The sequence below is a fragment of the Alcanivorax sp. MD8A genome, assembly GCF_002888555.1.
Taxonomy (GTDB): domain Bacteria; phylum Pseudomonadota; class Gammaproteobacteria; order Pseudomonadales; family Alcanivoracaceae; genus Alcanivorax.
Window position 1 is genome coordinate 135659 of record NZ_AQOQ01000004.1, and the last position, 15933, is coordinate 151591.

General features: G+C 58.8%; 21 protein-coding genes, 1 tRNA gene and 1 riboswitch. Of the genes, 9 read left to right on the plus strand and 13 right to left on the minus strand.

Features of this window, described 5'->3' with window-relative positions:
* Positions 1-3: 3 nt before the first annotated feature.
* The 8 genes from A15D_RS03590 to A15D_RS03625 form a co-directional block, all read right to left on the minus strand.
* On the minus strand, positions 4-795 hold the full coding sequence (locus A15D_RS03590) for an ABC transporter ATP-binding protein (RefSeq protein ID WP_102790809.1): 792 nt from the start codon (positions 793-795) through the stop codon (positions 4-6).
* 12 nt (positions 796-807) lie between these two features.
* Positions 808-1626 carry an ABC transporter permease gene (locus tag A15D_RS03595; RefSeq protein ID WP_102790810.1) on the minus strand — a complete coding sequence of 273 codons (819 nt, stop codon included), beginning with the start codon at positions 1624-1626 and terminating at the stop codon, positions 808-810.
* A 72-nt stretch (positions 1627-1698) separates the two neighbouring features.
* Positions 1699-2763, minus strand: a complete 1065-nt coding sequence (locus A15D_RS03600; protein ID WP_102790811.1) for a putative urea ABC transporter substrate-binding protein — start codon at positions 2761-2763, stop codon at positions 1699-1701.
* Positions 2764-2819: 56 nt separating this feature from the next.
* Positions 2820-2937, minus strand: a riboswitch (guanidine-I (ykkC/yxkD leader).
* A 198-nt stretch (positions 2938-3135) separates the two neighbouring features.
* Positions 3136-3915 carry a dienelactone hydrolase family protein gene (locus A15D_RS03605; protein ID WP_102790812.1) on the minus strand — a complete coding sequence of 260 codons (780 nt, stop codon included), beginning with the start codon at positions 3913-3915 and terminating at the stop codon, positions 3136-3138.
* 36 nt (positions 3916-3951) lie between these two features.
* Complete coding sequence (locus tag A15D_RS03610; protein ID WP_031227189.1) at positions 3952-4281, minus strand: hypothetical protein; 330 nt, start codon at positions 4279-4281, stop codon at positions 3952-3954.
* A gap of 59 nt (positions 4282-4340) precedes the next feature.
* Positions 4341-4904, minus strand: a complete 564-nt coding sequence (locus tag A15D_RS03615) for a glutathione peroxidase (RefSeq protein ID WP_102790813.1) — start codon at positions 4902-4904, stop codon at positions 4341-4343.
* A gap of 69 nt (positions 4905-4973) precedes the next feature.
* Entirely contained in the window at positions 4974-5336 is a 363-nt protein-coding gene (locus A15D_RS03620; RefSeq protein ID WP_022986914.1) for a HopJ type III effector protein, read from the minus strand.
* Between the two features lie 72 nt (positions 5337-5408).
* Positions 5409-5801: a hypothetical protein gene (locus A15D_RS03625; RefSeq protein ID WP_102790814.1), complete on the minus strand. Its 393-nt coding sequence runs from the start codon at positions 5799-5801 to the stop codon at positions 5409-5411.
* 67 nt (positions 5802-5868) lie between these two features.
* On the opposite strand from A15D_RS03625, the gene A15D_RS03630 reads away from it, so the two are divergent.
* The 5 genes from A15D_RS03630 to A15D_RS03650 all read left to right on the plus strand — a co-directional run bounded on the left by A15D_RS03630 (position 5869) and on the right by A15D_RS03650 (position 8595).
* Positions 5869-6168 (plus strand): GIY-YIG nuclease family protein, encoded by a 300-nt coding sequence (locus A15D_RS03630; RefSeq protein WP_022986916.1) that lies wholly within the window; start codon positions 5869-5871, stop codon positions 6166-6168.
* 26 nt (positions 6169-6194) lie between these two features.
* Positions 6195-6785: a LemA family protein gene (locus tag A15D_RS03635; protein ID WP_199175746.1), complete on the plus strand. Its 591-nt coding sequence runs from the start codon at positions 6195-6197 to the stop codon at positions 6783-6785.
* Positions 6785-7504, plus strand: coding sequence for a YgcG family protein (locus tag A15D_RS03640; RefSeq protein WP_102790816.1), 720 nt, complete (start codon positions 6785-6787; stop codon positions 7502-7504). Before A15D_RS03635 ends, A15D_RS03640 begins: the two co-directional genes overlap by 1 nt.
* 12 nt (positions 7505-7516) lie before the next feature.
* A complete protein-coding gene (locus A15D_RS03645) occupies positions 7517-8128 on the plus strand; it encodes a TPM domain-containing protein (RefSeq protein WP_102790817.1) in 612 nt (203 codons plus the stop codon).
* 245 nt (positions 8129-8373) lie between these two features.
* Positions 8374-8595 carry a hypothetical protein gene (locus A15D_RS03650; RefSeq protein ID WP_102790818.1) on the plus strand — a complete coding sequence of 74 codons (222 nt, stop codon included), beginning with the start codon at positions 8374-8376 and terminating at the stop codon, positions 8593-8595.
* Positions 8596-8744: 149 nt separating this feature from the next.
* Here the strand turns inward: A15D_RS03650 and A15D_RS03655 are convergent, their stop codons facing one another.
* Positions 8745-10379 (minus strand): inverse autotransporter beta domain-containing protein, encoded by a 1635-nt coding sequence (locus A15D_RS03655; protein ID WP_102790819.1) that lies wholly within the window; start codon positions 10377-10379, stop codon positions 8745-8747.
* Positions 10380-10820: 441 nt separating this feature from the next.
* On the opposite strand from A15D_RS03655, the gene A15D_RS03660 reads away from it, so the two are divergent.
* Positions 10821-11438: a hypothetical protein gene (locus A15D_RS03660; RefSeq protein ID WP_102790820.1), complete on the plus strand. Its 618-nt coding sequence runs from the start codon at positions 10821-10823 to the stop codon at positions 11436-11438.
* Positions 11439-11692: 254 nt separating this feature from the next.
* Here A15D_RS03660 and A15D_RS03665 read toward each other — a convergent pair.
* Positions 11693-11769: transfer RNA gene (locus A15D_RS03665), tRNA-Met, on the minus strand.
* 218 nt (positions 11770-11987) lie between these two features.
* On the opposite strand from A15D_RS03665, the gene iscR reads away from it, so the two are divergent.
* The 3 genes from iscR (at position 11988) to A15D_RS03680 (ending at position 14358) form a co-directional block, all read left to right on the plus strand.
* A complete protein-coding gene (gene iscR, locus A15D_RS03670) occupies positions 11988-12452 on the plus strand; it encodes a Fe-S cluster assembly transcriptional regulator IscR (RefSeq protein WP_022986923.1) in 465 nt (154 codons plus the stop codon).
* 37 nt (positions 12453-12489) lie between these two features.
* Positions 12490-13638 carry an IscS subfamily cysteine desulfurase gene (locus A15D_RS03675; protein WP_102790821.1) on the plus strand — a complete coding sequence of 383 codons (1149 nt, stop codon included), beginning with the start codon at positions 12490-12492 and terminating at the stop codon, positions 13636-13638.
* Positions 13639-13794: 156 nt separating this feature from the next.
* A complete protein-coding gene (locus A15D_RS03680; RefSeq protein WP_102790822.1) occupies positions 13795-14358 on the plus strand; it encodes a heme NO-binding domain-containing protein in 564 nt (187 codons plus the stop codon).
* Positions 14359-14389: 31 nt separating this feature from the next.
* Here the strand turns inward: A15D_RS03680 and A15D_RS03685 are convergent, their stop codons facing one another.
* From A15D_RS03685 to A15D_RS03695, 3 genes are all read right to left on the minus strand, one after another.
* On the minus strand, positions 14390-14839 hold the full coding sequence (locus A15D_RS03685; protein ID WP_102790823.1) for a SufE family protein: 450 nt from the start codon (positions 14837-14839) through the stop codon (positions 14390-14392).
* A gap of 84 nt (positions 14840-14923) precedes the next feature.
* Positions 14924-15484, minus strand: coding sequence for a putative Fe-S cluster assembly protein SufT (sufT, locus tag A15D_RS03690; protein WP_022986927.1), 561 nt, complete (start codon positions 15482-15484; stop codon positions 14924-14926).
* 3 nt (positions 15485-15487) lie between these two features.
* Positions 15488-15847: an iron-sulfur cluster assembly accessory protein gene (locus tag A15D_RS03695; RefSeq protein ID WP_022986928.1), complete on the minus strand. Its 360-nt coding sequence runs from the start codon at positions 15845-15847 to the stop codon at positions 15488-15490.
* Between the last annotated feature and the right edge of the window lie 86 nt (positions 15848-15933).

The window sequence follows — 15933 nt, forward strand, 5'->3', positions numbered from 1 at the left end:
CTTTCAGAGGGTGTCGTTAAGCACGCGACTGGTGCGGGTCACGCGCTGGTTGATGCTGGTCAGGGTGCCGTTCTCACAATCGCCTACCGGCAGGTCATAAGTCACACGGGCGCCATAGGCCCCGGGGGCTTGCGGATCCAGCCGGGGTTTGTCGAAGACCCACAGGCGGGTGCCCAGATAAAACCCTTCGGTGATGTCATGGGTGATCATGAACACCGTGAGGCGCTGGGATTTCCACAGGGACAGCACCAGCTTGTGCATGTCGGCACGAATGCCCGGATCCAGTGCGCCAAAAGGTTCGTCCAGCAGCAGGATGCGTGGACGCTTGATCAGTGCCTGGGCCAGCGCCAGACGTTGCTGCATGCCCCCGGACAATTCATGAGGGTACTTGTCGGCAGCCGGGCCGAGTCCCACGGACTCGAGCATCTCCAGGGCATCCTTGCGTAGCTGTTTGCGTTTTTTACCTACGCTGATACCGAGCCAGCGACTGCTTTCCAGCTCGCCTCCCAGCATCACGTTTTCCACTGCGGTGAGATGGTTGAGCACGGAGTAACGCTGGAACACGATGCCCCGGCTGGCGTCAGGTTCGGCCGGGAGAGGCTGGCCATCCAACAGCAGTTCGCCGCGGGTGGCGTCTTCGGTGCCGAGCAAGAGTTTGAGGAAGGTGGTCTTGCCACAGCCGGAGGCGCCGACAATGGTGACAAACTCGCCCTCCTCGACAGTGGCGTTAAGACGTTCCAGGACGACCTGATCGCCGTATTCCTTCCACAGGTTTTTCATTTCGATAATCGCCATGGGTATCGCTCCTTAGTGCCCTTTCTGGTGGAACCAGGGGTAGCGCCATTGCGAATAGCGGCTGAGTAAAAAGTCGATGACAAACGCCAGAAAAGTGATCCACACCACGTAAGGCAAGATCACATCCATGGCCAGATACCGGCGCACCAGAAAAATCCGGTAGCCAAGCCCTTCCGTCGCGGCGATGGCTTCTGCGGCAATCAGGAACAGCCATGCCGGGCCCAGTGACAGGCGCACCGCACTGATCAGTCGCGGCATCAGTTGTGGCCACACCAGTCGGGTGATGATCTGCCAGGTATTGGCGCCCAGCGTTTGCATCTTGATGATTTGTTCGGCGGGAATTTCCCGTGCTCGCTGTTGCAGGTCCCGGATCATGAAGGGGGTAATCCCGATAATGATCAGCATGACCTTGGCCAGTTCGCCCAGACCAAAAATAATGAACAACACCGGCAGGATCGCCATGGGTGGGACCAGCGAGAGGCCGGTTACCAGTGGCGAAAAGGTGGAACGCACCAGCGGAATAGTGCCATTGCCAATACCGACCACCACCGCTACCAGGGCACTAATGGCAACACCGATGCCGAGCCGTTGCAGGCTGGCTAGCGTATCGGCCCAAAGCAGATATTCACCACTGCGTTTGCTGGGTTCGAATGCCATGCGGTCGATGGCCTGAACAAAACTGTCCAGTGCAGGCAGCAGCTTGTCGTTGGGGTTCTCCGCCAAGCGTGCATCAGACGCCACCATGTAGGCGACTATCAGCAGCAGGAATGGCAGTAGCCCCAACGCCCAGCTCAAGGCGTTGCCGGGTCGGCGGTTGATCAGTTTCTTCATGATGAATCCCGGTGTGGTTTAACAGCCTGTTAGACGTCAGACGCCCGGCTTCAGACGTCTGACGTTTTTCTCTTACAGCGTTCCGTCGGCCGCCATGGCCATGTAGTCCGGGATGAAACGCAGCTGGATGTTGCTGTCGCTACCGAATACCCCGGCCGGGGTTTCGATGCCCACAAAACCCGCATCCGGTGCGCCTTCGCCGAGCAGGCCGTGCTCAAACGAGAACTCCGCGACTTTCTGCATGGTGTCTTTCAGCTCAGCACTGTTGACGAAGGCAACGGCCTCGCTGGGCTGATAGAACATGCGGGTGGAGGCCAGTTGCGCCTCATAGCCGGCCAGGTCGGTGCCAGAGGCTTTGGCCATGAAGGTACGGGCGGCCTTGCCTGCCTCGTTGTCGGCGGACATGGTGGCCATGATTTCGTACCAGGCACCGGTCAGTGCCTTGCCGAAGTCCGGGTTGGCGTTGAGGGTGTCGGTGTTGACCACCATCAGATCGATGATTTCACCGGGAATCTTCGACGAGTCGAACACCTTGTGACTGTCTGGCATGGCCGTGATTTCGCTGAGTAGCGGGTTCCAGGTAGCGACCGCTGTGACATCGTCCGTAGTGAAGGCTGAGACCATATCGGCGTCTGAGGTGTTCACCACCGTCAGGTCTTTCTCGCTCAGGCCAACCGTATCGAGGGCACGGGCCAGCAGGTAATGGGAAACGGACAGCTCTACCAGGTTCACGTTCTGGCCCTTGATATCGGCCAGCTTGTCGGTGCCTTTCAGTACCACACCGTCGTTGCCGTTGGAGAAGTCCCCCACGATCAGGGCGGTGGAGTCCACGCCGCCGGCAGCCGGAATGGTGAGGGCGTCCATGTTGGTCATGGCGCAGCCGTCATAGGCACCGGCGGTGTACTGGTTGATGGATTCCACGTAGTCATTGATCTGCACCACGTCGATCTCGATGTCGTACTTGTCAGCCCATTTGTCGACGATTTTCTGCTGGGCACCGAAGTCCCAGGGCATCCAGCCCACATAGATGGACCAGCAAATGCTGAAGGAGTCTTTGGCCATGGCACTGGCCGGGGTCAGGACGGCAAACAGGGAAAGTGCTGCGGCGGCAGCGGTGTTGCGTACGGAACGGGTCATGTCAGACCTCCTTGGCTACGGACGGAGAGGAATCCAATGACACTGCTGTCATCGTGCTCTCCCGGGCTTTTGTCCCGCCGTGTAACCTTCTGCCAAGTCAGTCTGTGAAGGTCGCCAGCTCTCGGACCAGGCATCACCCTGAAGCAGGTGACCGGAACCCTAGCTGTCTATTGGTGCAAATTGTATTGAGTGCGTGATGGCAGCGTGGCCATTCGATTCCTCGACGGAGTGTGCTGCAAGTGGGGTGCCAACCTTTTCATTGCCAAGGAATTCAGCGGGTTAGCTGTTGGGGCCTGGTGGGGTGGGGAGGTTTGAGGGGAAGGCGCGATTTAAAATGGGGCATTCGGGTTGGGAATGCCCCGTGTTGGTGCTTTATTCCGGGGTGGCGGCAAGGAAGTCCATCAGGGCCTCCCAGCTGGCCTGATCGGCATGGGCGTCATAGCCCACCGGCATGTCAAAGCGTTCTGCTACTGCGTCGGCACCGGGGTTGGTAAAGCTGTGCTTCACGCCGGGAAAACTGAGCAGTTGCAGGTCGACGCCAGCGGCGGTCATCTCGGAGACAAAACCACTGACCTGCTCGGCAGGCACCATGGGATCGGCCTGACCGGTGGCCACCAGCACCCGGGCTTTGACCTCGCCGGCCTTGGCGGGCTGTTCTGTGCCGAGGCTGCCGTGGAAACTGGCGACACCCGCCAGGTCTGTGCCCCTGCGCGCCTGATGCAGAACCACCCCTCCGCCAAAACAGTAGCCAATGGCATACAGCCGTGCCGGATCGACCTGCTGTTGTTTAAGCATCAGGGTGCGGGCGGCCTGGAAACGTTGATTCATCTTTTCAGGGTCCGCCATGGCGGCTTCCATGAAGGCCTTGGCGTCTTTGGGGTGGGTGGCCACCTTGCCGGTGCCATACATGTCGATGGCCAACGCTGCATAGCCTTGTTTGGCGAGCATGCGGGCACGGGCACGGGCGTAGTCGTTCAGCCCCCACCATTCGTGGATAACGATCACGCCTGCGGAGGGGTTTTTCTGTTTGTCGTTCAGGTACATCACCCCGGTACCCAGATTGTCGGGGAGAGTGATTTGCGTTTCGATGATGTCCGCCTGCACGGTTTGCCCCAAGACCAATAGCACGAACCACAGCCCTAGCCGTTTCATTGCCTGTCCTCTTTCAAGATTAACAAAGTGGTTGAATCAGTTTTCCTGCCATACCCAGCGCAGGGGTTCGCCAAAATCATCGTAGACCAGCTTGCGACGTGGTCGGGGGGCCAGACGCTGGCGTTTTGGCTTGTGTTTTCGCGCTTCCTTGCGTGAATCAATGGTGGCTGCAACCTGGGTCAGGTCGGTGCGACGAGGCTCTTTGGGGCCGTTGAACAGCACCGTCTGGTGGCCCTTGCCGCTGATGGGGTCGGCACCACTGACGCCGGAGGCGACCTCCTGAATGGATCCACCTTCTGCCAGGAATCGTTGCATATCGCGTTCCAGGCGATGACGCTGTATTTCCTTGCTATTACGAACCTTCACGGGACTGATCCCAGGTTGTGAGTGGAATTATCCACCATATCAGGGTCCGCCGCAGGCGGCTACTGGCCCTCGGGTGGTTTGCCGAGTGCCTGGCGAATGGCGGTTTCCAGCTCTCCTCCGCGGGGTTGGGCAGAGGAGGGGAAGTGTGTGATGACATCACCGTTGGCAGAAACCAGATACTTGTTGAAGTTCCAGCCCGGCGCTTGCGTGGCGGCATTGAGCACCTGGAACACGGCGTTGGCCTGATCACCTTTCACCGAGCTGGTGGCGGCCATGGGGAAGGTGACCCCGTAGTTGATATAGCAAATGTCGGCGACGGCGGATTCGCTGCCCAGCTCCTGGTTAAAGTCGTTGGACGGAAAGCCGACGATCACCAGGCCATCTTCCTTGTAGGCCTTGTACAGGGCTTCCAGCCCTTTGAATTGCCCGGTGTAGCCACATTGGCTGGCGGTATTGACGACCAGTGTGGTGCGGTTGCGGGTCATTTCGCACAGATCAAGCTGCTTGTCCGAGTGCAGCTTGCGCACCGTGACATCCAGTGCCGCGGCGCAGCTTTGCTCCGCGTGGCTGGCGGGGCTAAGCAGAAACAGACTGAACAGGGCGGGGATCCATCGCATCATCATTGATCGTCTCCATTCGGGATGCACTGAGCTTCGCGGAATTCCAGTAAAGATAGCGCGAAGAGTTTCACATTATCGTGGCTTCAGGGCTTCGCCGTCGAAGTGGACGTCTTTGAGGCTATGACGCATGAAGGTGCGAATGTTGGCATGGTCGTCGCCTTCCGGGTTGCTCAGCACATGGTCGCGGAAGAAATGCCCAAAGCAGGCCAGGGTCTGCTCGTCGTTCAGGTTGTGCAGCTTGGCGAACGCGAAGATCTTGCAGGAGCCCTCGTTGGTCCCTGCTTCATTGATCACCATGTCGTCACCGCTGCCATTGGTGAAGCGGGTCGGGGTGTAGTCATAGTGCTCGTCAATGGCGGCCTGGACCTGCTCAAATGCTACCACTTCAGGCATCAGGTTCAGGGCAAACAGCAGGGTTTCGACGGAATTGCTCATGGGGAATCCTGTTCCGGTTCAAAACGCAGAAGGGTAGCGCTATCCCCGGAACAGGGGAAGGCCGGTGGCCCCTTATTGGGCGGCGGCAGGGGCAGCAGGCAGGTTGCGGGCGCCCAGCGGATTACAGTTCTTCAGTACCACCCGGCCCTGCAGCATGTTGCCGCGGGAATACTCACGGAAGATGCATTCGTTGGTGGCAGGGTCGTAGTCCTCGATCCACAGGTTGTCATCTTTCCAGGTGGCATTGAGGTGGTAGTGTTCCTCAGGGATGGTGATGCTCATGGTGCCGCCAAAGCGCTTGACGAACACTTGTTGGAGCCAGAAATAGTAGGCGAGGGTGGAGACCAGCCAGATGATCACGGCGATGATGATGGCCGGCTTCCACTTGCCGGCGCGAGCGCCGATACCGACCAGGGCGGCGATGACCAGAGCGGCGACAAGAAACCAGTAGAGATACGTAATCATTTTTCATCCTTGTTGTCTGTAACGTCTCTGGCATCATAGCAATGATTTCGCGGGCAGATGTAAAAGCATGCAACAGTGGTGGGTGTATATGGTGCGTTGTGCCGACCAGTCCCTGTACACGGGGATCTGTACCGAACCCGCTCGCCGTTTCCATGAGCACAACCATAGCCCGAAAGGGGCTCGCTACACGCGGGTGCGACGTCCTGTGGTGCCGGTACTGCTGGTACCCGGCGGGGATCGCTCGTCGGCCTCGCAGCTGGAGGCGAGACTCAAACGGCTGAATCGGGCTGGCAAAGACCGCTTGCTGGCCGCGTTGCGTGAGGAGAAGCGTCGTGCCCCGCTGTCGATCTGGTTGGACGATGCCTGAATTCAACATGAATGGAGAACACAGTAATGGCCTTGTGGCGTAGTGTGGTGCTGGTAATGCTGGCGGGTTGGTTGAGTGGCTGCGGGATCAACAATATCCCCACCTATGATGAGCAGGTAAAAGCGGCCTGGAGCCAGGTGGAAAACCAGTACCAGCGTCGTGCTGATCTGATTCCCAATCTGGTGAACACGGTCAAGGGCTATGCCAGTCATGAGCAGGAAGTGCTGGTGGATGTGACCCAGGCGCGGGCCAAGGTGGGGTCTATTCAGGTGGATGGCAACCTGCTGGACAACCCGGAAAAACTGCAGCAGTTTGAGCAGGCGCAACGCCAGCTTGGCTCTGCCTTGCAGCGCTTGATGGTGGTAGCAGAGCGTTATCCGGATCTGAAAGCCAACCAGAACTTCCTGGCGTTGCAGTCGCAGCTGGAGGGCACGGAGAACCGCATCAGTGTGGCTCGCCGGGACTATATTGCGGCGGTGCAGCAGTACAACACCGAGATTCGCACTTTCCCGGGCCGGCTGTGGCACAGCTTCCTGTACAGCGACATGGACATCCGCGAGACCTATGAGGCGACCTCGGAAGGGGCCGACCAGGCACCGGCGGTCAGCTTCGACTGATGCGCGTTTTCCTGTTTCTCAGTCTGCTGTTGGCGTCTCCCCTGTGGGCGGCGCCGACGTTCCCCGAGCTTAGCGGCCGTGTGGTCGATGAGGCAGGCCTGTTAACCCCGGCCCAGACGCAGAGCCTGACCCAGGCGTTGGCGGGGGCCGAGCAGAATACCTCGAATCAGGTGGTGGTGGTCACCCTGTCGGATCTGCAGGGCTATGACATCGCCGACTACGGTTATCAGCTGGGCCGTCACTGGGGCATCGGCAGCAAGGACAACGATAACGGTGTTCTGCTGATTGTGGCTCCCAACGACCGCAAGGTGCGTATCGAGGTGGGCTATGGCCTGGAAGGTTCGCTCACCGATGCGCTGGCCAGCGTGATCATCCAGCAGGAAATTCTGCCCGCCTTTCGTCAGGGGCAGTTTTATGGCGGCATCCAGGCTGGTGTCACGGCGATTCTGGCTGCCATCAAGGGTGAGTATGCCGGCACCCCGCAGCCACGGCAGAAAGTGTCCGGGCTGAAGGCGCTGGGCATTCTGGCGGTGATGATCGTGTTGACCTTCCTGCTCTCCTTCGGGGGCGGTGGCGGCCGGGGTGGTCGTCGCGGTGGCTTCATGTTCCTGCCCATGCCCATGGGGGGAGGAGGTTTCGGCGGTGGTGGTTTTGGTGGCGGCGGCTTCGGCGGCGGCGGTGGTGGTTTCGGTGGCGGTGGCGCCTCCGGTGGCTGGTAAGGGAGACAGGTAGTGTTACTGGATAAAGCCGCCCAGGCGGCATTGGCCGAGGCCATCAACGAACAGGAAAAACGCACCGATGCCGAGCTGGTCACCGTGCTGGCCACGCAGGCAGATGATTACCGTTATGTCACTTTGTTGTGGGCGGCGCTGCTGTCTCTGCTGGTCCCTGCGGCGCTGCTGTTTTTGCCACACTGGCTGACCGCCTTTGAGGCGCTGCTGCTGCAATGGGGTATGCTGCTGGTGCTGGCGGTGCTGTTCCGCTGGAAGCCCCTGCAGTTCCGTTTGGTGCCGCGTCGCCTGCAGCATTTGCGGGCTGCCAGCCTGGCGCGCAACGCGTTTTTGCAACAGGGGTTGCATCGTACCCGGGATGCCACTGGCGTGCTGATTTTCGTCAGCGAAGCCGAACATTATGTGGAAATCCTGGCGGACCAGGGGATTGCCCAACATGTCGGTGATGACGAATGGCAGGCGATAGTGGATACCTTCATTTCCCGGGTCAAAGCCGGGCAGACGGCACAGGGCTTTCAGGAAACGGTAACGGCCTGTGGTGACAAGCTGGCTGCCCATGTACCCGCAACCCGCCAGAAGAACGAGCTGCCCAATCATCTTGTCATTCTCTAGACCATGATTCTTCAGGAGCAAGGCCGGGCGACAGTGCCGTCCCGGCCACGGCTTCCCGGTCACTGCAATATCTGGAATATGAGAAAACGGGATAATTGCGTCTTTTCCTGAATTCGGGTAACAACATTAGGGTCTGTTAAGGAGCTCGAATAACGATAACCGCCTTCCCGCCCACTGTGGTGGATGCGGCGGACGTCATCTCAAAGCAGCCAGGCTGTCGCTTTGAAGGCGCAAGGAGAGAGACGATGAAACTGTTCCGCGAAAAAAGCAGCGCCAGTAGTGCGCCAACGCCCCCGGTATTGATTACCGAATCCACCGATATTGAACGCCTAAAACACATTGCACGAAATACTGCTGCATTCGATTTGGGTGTGCAGTCTGTGGAGTGGGAGCGGGAAACGAGTGGTGCTGCGGATTGCCTGAGACTGCGGCTCAGCGACGACTACTATTTCGTTATCCGGCCCTGAGACTGCGGGCAACCCAGGTTCGTCGTCAACGGCTCGCCAGAGGGAGGAAGATCCTCCCCTCTGGCCGCTTGTCCGGTTCAGGCGTTAGCCCTGGCTCCGCTCGCGTTGCCTTTAACGCCCTCGCTTTTGTCGTGCCTGAGCCCATAAACTCATGGACACATGTCGGTACCGTTGGTTTCGATAGCACCGGTGATGGTGTAGGTGCTGACGATATAGCAGCGGGCGATATTGGCGGTATTACCGGTGCCTGAAAGGTTGGTGATGGTGACGCCTCCGGCAAGCAGGTAGGTATGGATATCTGCGGTTGACACGGTGCCGGAAAAGAACAGCGTATTATCGGAAAAGTCGATATAGCTATTGTTGTCGGTAAAGGCGAGCGCCTGCCCCGTGCTGCCATTGGCCACGACCGTGGCGTTGTTGTTGCGGATGGAAATATGGTGGCTGTTCTTTATCAGAAAGAGCGCAGCGGTGCTGGCAGAGACCTGTGAGTGCAACACATTGTCGTGGATCTGAACATTGGACACGTTATCCATTTGGGCGATCACAGCGGAGCCGCTTCGGCTGATGCTCGCCTGGACGCCCACCAGGCTGCTGTTGTTGGCCATCTCAAAAAAACGGTTGGGGCCGCCGCTGTCATTATCGCCTTCGCCGGTAATGCTGGCGGATGGTGTCGTGAGGTTGACGATTTTCCCAGAGGGGGTTTTGGCCAATAGTGTCGATTTCCCCAGAATGTCCTGACCGTCCTGCAGTACCGCGAGCTGATTGATGTCGGTGTAGTCCCCATTGAGAATGACGGCCGTGTTGGCCCCGGCGGCATTGATCGCGGTGGCCAAATCTGTGCCATTGCTGATGCTGGTGCTGTCTAGCACCGTAATGCGTTTGCCTTCGGCTGTTTCGGTGATGTGCTCTGTTCGACCGTAGGCCCCGGCCTGGCTGACCACATCCACATCACGAATCACCGGGTCGGTCATTCTGCGCTCCATGGGCGTTGGCTGCCTGCTGCCGCGTTCTGGCCCACCGAGGGGGATGCTCAGGCGAACCAGCCCAAACGTCTGGCTGCCACGGGGATCATCGTGCTGGTGCTCCAGCCCCAGGGATAACCGCGCCCCTTGCCCTAAAAACGGAACGTCATTGAAATTCATGTCCAGCCGGGTGCGCGGCCCCTCTATCGTCTCTGCCTTGCTGTCAGTGAAACGGTAGCCACCCGCATATAGCCGTAGTTGGTGGGCGGCATCGCGCTTGAATAGCGGGAGTCGCCAGCCTATCTCTGCATCGAAGCCACTCATGCTGCGTTCTTCACCGGCACGATAGGTGAAACCCGTGCCAGTGAATTGCGTGACGCTGGCGCTGTCCGCTTCGTGCTCGGTGGTGCCGACAGGAATATAGCCATTGGCCCGGAAGTCCCAGTTCAGGGACAGGGCTTCCACGCCGAATGTGGCCTGGTTGAAGTGGTTGTCGCCGGGTGTTCTGCGACGGTCGAAATAGCCGTAGCCGCCCAGGTTCCAGCCCGTGTCCAGCATGTGACGCAGGCCCAGGCCCGCATTGCCTTCGAGGCTGTCCTGATTATCGAAGCGTCCACGCAGATTGGCGAACAGGAGGGTGTCGTTGTTCTGCCATACAGGAAAGAACAGATCGGCTTCGCCGAGACTGCGATCGGTGCCGGGTTTGCCTTCCACCCCGATTCTGGGACTCCATTTGTTCTGTGTGACGGGCGTTTGCGCGCTGGCAGTCGTTGTGAGGGTGAGCACAGTGGCAGGCAGGATACAGATCAGAAACCGATTCATTCTTTCCCCCAGGGTTCAGACGCGTGCCTTTCTCTGATGGCACTGCGGATGAGATTCCGTTATTAGCGGGCATGCACGTATCGGCGCTTGAGCCTGAAGGGCGCGAACCCGGCGTACTGTCGAAAGCCCACGGCGCGACCACACCACGACGGCGTTGGGTGATGGCCGGACAGCTTCCGGATAGTGGGTGCTCCAGATCGTACAAGGTACCGGGGTAGCCTTGAGGCGAAGACTGGCAGCGATGGGAGGAATACAAAACATACACAGCACTGTGACAGGTGTCCAGATTGCCTGGTGTGCGCTTATTCCATGGGGCTGCTGCTTTCGTCTCCGGTCACATGCTTTAGTTCATAGGTTTTGGCCGCCGCCTTGTCTAGACTGGCAGGCAATGCTGCCGTGTTGGCAGATGAAAAGGATTTCATTTTGACAAGGAGTCAGGCAATGCGTATCGCCCCCCTGTTTTCGTTTCCTGCCGCGGCAATGGCCGTTTTACTCTGGCTTTCCGGTTGTGCCTCTACTGCGGAGGATGCGCTCCCGGAGCCGTCGATGCAGACAGAGGAAATTCATAACGAGGGTGAGCCGGGCAGTGCACAAGTGCGTCGTCTCGATCTGGTTGCCCTGGTCACAGCCATCAATCACGACACCCGGGAAGTGACGCTCAAGAATGACGTGGGCGAAAGCACCACTCTGACCGTCGGGCCGATGGTAGAGAACCTGGATCAGGTGGAGAAGGGTGACAAGGTTCATGTGGTGTTTTACGAGCAAATGGTCGTTTATGCCCGGCCGCCGGGTAGCGGGGCCGATCTGGGCTCTGCCTTGCTCATGGAGAGTGCAGAAAAGGGCCAGAAACCGGCTGGCGTGATTGCGGAAGTGGATGAAATCGTTGCCGTGGTCACGGCGGTGGATCTTGAAAAACACACCGCGACGCTGCGCTTCCCTGACGGTAGCGAGGAACCCTTTGCCGTGTGGCCAGACGTGGAACTGAAGGAAGAGCATGTCGGTGTGGAAGTCGTCATTCAGATGACGTCGGCGGTGGGCGTCAAAGTCGACAAGATCTGATCGGCGTGGATTAGCTGCTGTTCCGCCCTGGTCCAAGCGGGGGAGATTGCCTGTGTTTGTGCGGCTCTCCCCTCAAGGGGCGTTCCTGCACCCAGTTGTTGTCAGCACGGAGTCAGAAGGGAGTGGTTTGGCAGAAGCCTCGCCTTGTATTGCAGCTTGAGGCTTGTGGCTTGCCGCTCTGGCATGTTGCGCAGCAGCCGCGAAGCGGCCACAAAAAAGGGCTGGAGATCACTCTCCAGCCCTTTTTCATCGTTTGGTAGCAAGGGGCGGACTTGAACCGCCGACCCCAGCATTATGAGTGCTGTGCTCTAACCAGCTGAGCTACCTTGCCATTCGAGGCCGCGAATTCTCCGTGAGGCAGGTGCGGGTGTCAAGCCTTCCCGGTGGCGGCTGCACAATGTTTAGACAGTTGCTGGCAAGCGGGAGGAAATTCTGCCATAGTGGCACTTTAAACGATAATGATTCTTGTTTATTATCTGTTAAATACTTGACCAAAACGGTCGGGATTATTAGTCTCTTTCGTTAAATACACGCAAAAAAGGTGTGGATATGCGTCTAACCACAAAAGGCCGCTATGCCGTGACCGCCATGCTGGATCTGTCATTGCACGCTGCCGCCGGCCCGGTGTCACTGGCGGACATTTCCGAGCGTCAGGGTATATCCATTTCTTACCTGGAGCAGTTGTTTGCCAAGCTGCGCCGCAATGGACTGGTCAGCAGTGTGCGCGGTCCCGGTGGCGGCTATCAGCTGAGCCGCTCCAGTGAGGATATTGATGTGGCTGCCGTTATTGCTGCGGTGGACGAGTCCGTGGATGCGACCCGTTGCGGTGGCAACGGTGATTGCCAGGAAGGCGATACCTGTTTGACTCACCACCTCTGGTGCGATCTGTCAGACCAGATTCAGGCTTTCCTGACCGGTATTTCACTGGGTGAGCTGGTGGCTCGCCAGGAAGTGCGGCAGATTTCCATGCGTCAGGATCGTCAGCAGCAGCGCTTGCCCGTCAGTAGTCTATAATTCGCGCCTCACAGCCAACCATTCCTTGTAGTCAGCCATGAGCCAAGCCGTTTATCTGGACTATGCGGCAACCACCCCGGTCGATCCGGCGGTGGTTGACGTGATGGTCCGCCATCTCGGTCCTGAAGGGACTTTTGCCAACCCCGCGTCTCGAAGCCACCTGTACGGTTGGCTGGCAGAAGAGGCTGTGGAAAACGCCCGTCGCCAGGTCGCCGATCTTCTTAATGCCGACCCCCGTGAGGTGGTGTGGACCAGTGGTGCCACTGAGGCCAATAACCTGGCCATCAAGGGGGTGATCGATGCCCGTGGTGGTGGCCATGTGATTACCTCTGCTACCGAACACAAGGCGGTTCTCGACGCCTGCCAGTGGCTGGAGCAGCAGGGGCACCCGGTGAGTTACCTCAAGCCGTCCAGCGATGGCCGGGTGTCGGTCGACGCGGTGCGTGAGGCGATGCGCGAAGATACGGTGCTGGTGTCGGTGATGCATGCCAACAACGAGACCGGGGTGATCAACGATATCGCGGCAATAGGCGCGCTGTGCCGGGAGAGGGGGGTGTTGTTCCATACCGATGCCGCCCAAACTGTTGGCAAGTTGCCCTTGGATGTCCGCGCATTGCCGGTGGATCTGGTGTCTGTGTGTGCGCACAAGATTTATGGTCCCAAGGGTATTGGCGCGCTGTATGTGCGCCGCTCTCCTGACGTTAGGGTGATGGCCCAGATCCACGGTGGTGGTCATGAGCGCGGCATGCGTTCTGGCACCCTGGCGACTCATCAGATTGTGGGTATGGGCGAGGCGTTTGCGTTGGCTGGCCGTTTGACGACGGAAGAGGGGCCACGCATTGCCGCACTGCGTGACCAGCTGTGGGAGGGCATTGCTGGATTGCCGGGCCTCAGCATCAATGGCGCTGGAGCGCCGCGTCTGCCTGGCCATCTGAATGTGGCCTTTGCGGGTGTGGATGGCGAAATGTTGATGACCGCCCTGAATCAGGTGGCGGTGTCTTCTGGCTCGGCGTGTACCTCGGCATCTCTGGAGCCTTCCTATGTTCTCAAGGCGATGGGCATTGCGGATGCCTTGGCCCATGGTTCCATCCGCTTTTCAGTCGGGCGTTTTACCACAGAAGAGGATATCCAGCGGGCCGTGGCCAATGTGCTGGAGGCAGTGGGGCGCCTGCGGCAGGTGGCGTAAGCGACCTGCCATCACACAATGTGACCCTGATTGTCACCCCTGCGTGACGGGGGTCTCTTTTCCAGGCTGGGCGGTGTGATTGTCGGGCCGAATGGTAGCCATTTGGGTATGCGTTTTGCTGGATATAGGTATTAACCGGCAAACAGGGTGGCTGTCATGCACGGGGCAATCGTATCCAATTTCAAGCGTTACCTGGACGAGTTTCTCGGGGAAGGGACCTGGGGAGAGGTGATCAACGACGCAGGGCTAAAAGGGAAAACCTATCTTCCTGTTGCGCTGTACCCCGATGGTGAAATGGAGGCGTTGTTGGCGGCAGCGGAAAGGGCAACCGGGCTGCGCCGTGATGATCTGTTGGCAGACTTCGGGGAATGGGTTATCGCCCCCATGATGCAAATGTATCAGGCGGTCATTCCTGCCGGCGCAAATGCAATCGATTTTCTGCTCAATCTTCAGCAAACCCACGAACGTATCGTGCACATGAAAGACCCTTCTGCCAGTGCGCCGGCCATTGTGGTCAACCGCTGTGGTAGCGATCTGGTGGAAATTCGTTATGCCTCGCAGCGCAATATGGGGGCGATGGTGCCCGGGGCGGTGAAGGGCGTGGCGGCCTGGTTTGAGGAGGAAGCCGCATTGCTGGCCTGTGAACCTGGGGACGGGGAGGAAGTACGCTTCGTGTTCCAGTTCAGCGAGGCGCACTCCAGCGCCCGCCAGGCGGTATAAACGTTAACGTTCAATCCACCCGGGAGTGGATTTAGCCGTCAAGTTGCTCGGCCTGATGACGGATCTTGGCCACCATGGCGCGCAGGCCGTTGCCACGGGTGGGGCTGAGATGACTAAGCAGGTCGATGCGGTTGAAGAAGCCGTCCATGTCGTATTGCTGAATGGCCTTGGGGGCTTGACGGTTGAGCGCCGAGAGCACAATGGCGGCCAGGCCTTTCACGATCAGCGCATCGGAATCGACCGCCAGATACAGCTTGCCGGCGTCGCTGTCGTAGTCGGTTTCCAGCCACACCTGGCTTTGGCAGCCGCGCACAAAGCGGTCTTCGGTTTTCAGCTCGTCGGGCAGGCCGGGAAGCTGCTTGCCCAGGTCGATGATATAGCGGTAACGCTCTTCCCAGTCGTCAAGAAATTCCAGATCTTCGGCAATGTCGTCAGCGGTGATATCACTGCCGAGGGTGATGCTGCGGATATCAAAAGACACGTCGTTGAGCTCCGTGGTCTGACGCCGTTAGTCCGGCGTCTGGCGCAAGAATGAAAAGCCAATATTGGGGGCGCCAGGCTTTCTTCAAAAAATGCCCAGTTCCAGTTGGGCTTCTTCGCTGATCATGTCGCGGCTCCAGGGTGGATCGAATACCAGGGCCACTTCCACCTTGTCCACATTGGGGACCTTGCCGAGACGGTCTTCCACGTCTCCGACCAGTACGGGGCCCATACCACAGTTGGGTGCGGTGAGAGTCATGCGGATTTGTACCACGTTCTGGCCGTCCCGCTGGATCACATCGCAGCCGTAGACCAGCCCCAGTTCCTTGATACTGACCGGAATCTCTGGGTCGAAGATGGTTTGCAGGGTATTGTCCAGGTCGTCCTGACGCACGCTGCCATCTTCGTTGGCGGGCGCAAAATTCAGCTCCAGCGGTTCCTGGCCGATAGCATCGGCATCGGTGCCATCTATGCGGGCCATGTTGCCGTTGATGGTCACGGTATAGGTGCCGCCCAGCGCCTGGCGCAGGTTGACGAAGCTGTTTTTGGGGATGGTAATGCGGGTGCCATCCGGGACTTTGCGGGCCGGAACATCACGTTGAACGATGACCGTGCGTTGTTCCTGTGACTTGTTTGTTTCAAACAAGGGTCAGACCTCGTCGACAGTAAAGCTTTCGCCGCAGCCACATTCGCCGGTGGCATTCGGATTGCGAAACTTGAACAGGCTGTTGACGCCCTCGGTGACGTAGTCGATGACGAGGCCATTGAGCATGGGCAGCCACTTTTCCGGCACGTACAGGTTGACCCCGTCAATCTGGAAGAGTGTGTCGCCGTCTTTGGCGTCTTCAACGAAGTCAAGCACATACATGAAACCGGAGCAGCCGGACTCGTCCAGATCCAGACGGATGCCGGCGGCATTGGCGCGGGCGATTTCACGCAGCGCCTGTTTGTTGGCAGCGTCGGTCAGGTGGAGCGTGATCTGACCGGGGGTAAAGGTCTGAACCGTCATGGGTGTTACCTACCTTGCGTAATGCATGGTTGAGCTTCCGTAGGAGCGTCGCTGGCGGCGCGATAAACTGCGCTTGCTGATCGCGC

Coding starts and splice junctions, on each gene's coding strand:
- A15D_RS03660 (WP_102790820.1), top strand. CDS start 10,821: ATGCGTATCGCCCCCCTGTTTTCGTTTCCTGCCGCGGCAATGGCCGTT.
- A15D_RS03615 (WP_102790813.1), bottom strand. CDS start 4,904: ATGATGATGCGATGGATCCCCGCCCTGTTCAGTCTGTTTCTGCTTAGC.
- A15D_RS03655 (WP_102790819.1), bottom strand. CDS start 10,379: ATGAATCGGTTTCTGATCTGTATCCTGCCTGCCACTGTGCTCACCCTC.
- A15D_RS03605 (WP_102790812.1), bottom strand. CDS start 3,915: ATGAAACGGCTAGGGCTGTGGTTCGTGCTATTGGTCTTGGGGCAAACC.
- A15D_RS03620 (WP_022986914.1), bottom strand. CDS start 5,336: ATGAGCAATTCCGTCGAAACCCTGCTGTTTGCCCTGAACCTGATGCCT.
- A15D_RS03650 (WP_102790818.1), top strand. CDS start 8,374: ATGAAACTGTTCCGCGAAAAAAGCAGCGCCAGTAGTGCGCCAACGCCC.
- A15D_RS03630 (WP_022986916.1), top strand. CDS start 5,869: ATGCAACAGTGGTGGGTGTATATGGTGCGTTGTGCCGACCAGTCCCTG.
- A15D_RS03695 (WP_022986928.1), bottom strand. CDS start 15,847: ATGACGGTTCAGACCTTTACCCCCGGTCAGATCACGCTCCACCTGACC.
- A15D_RS03640 (WP_102790816.1), top strand. CDS start 6,785: ATGCGCGTTTTCCTGTTTCTCAGTCTGCTGTTGGCGTCTCCCCTGTGG.
- A15D_RS03600 (WP_102790811.1), bottom strand. CDS start 2,763: ATGACCCGTTCCGTACGCAACACCGCTGCCGCCGCAGCACTTTCCCTG.
- A15D_RS03595 (WP_102790810.1), bottom strand. CDS start 1,626: ATGAAGAAACTGATCAACCGCCGACCCGGCAACGCCTTGAGCTGGGCG.
- A15D_RS03635 (WP_199175746.1), top strand. CDS start 6,195: ATGGCCTTGTGGCGTAGTGTGGTGCTGGTAATGCTGGCGGGTTGGTTG.
- A15D_RS03625 (WP_102790814.1), bottom strand. CDS start 5,801: ATGATTACGTATCTCTACTGGTTTCTTGTCGCCGCTCTGGTCATCGCC.
- A15D_RS03675 (WP_102790821.1), top strand. CDS start 12,490: ATGAGCCAAGCCGTTTATCTGGACTATGCGGCAACCACCCCGGTCGAT.
- A15D_RS03590 (WP_102790809.1), bottom strand. CDS start 795: ATGGCGATTATCGAAATGAAAAACCTGTGGAAGGAATACGGCGATCAG.
- iscR (WP_022986923.1), top strand. CDS start 11,988: ATGCGTCTAACCACAAAAGGCCGCTATGCCGTGACCGCCATGCTGGAT.
- A15D_RS03680 (WP_102790822.1), top strand. CDS start 13,795: ATGCACGGGGCAATCGTATCCAATTTCAAGCGTTACCTGGACGAGTTT.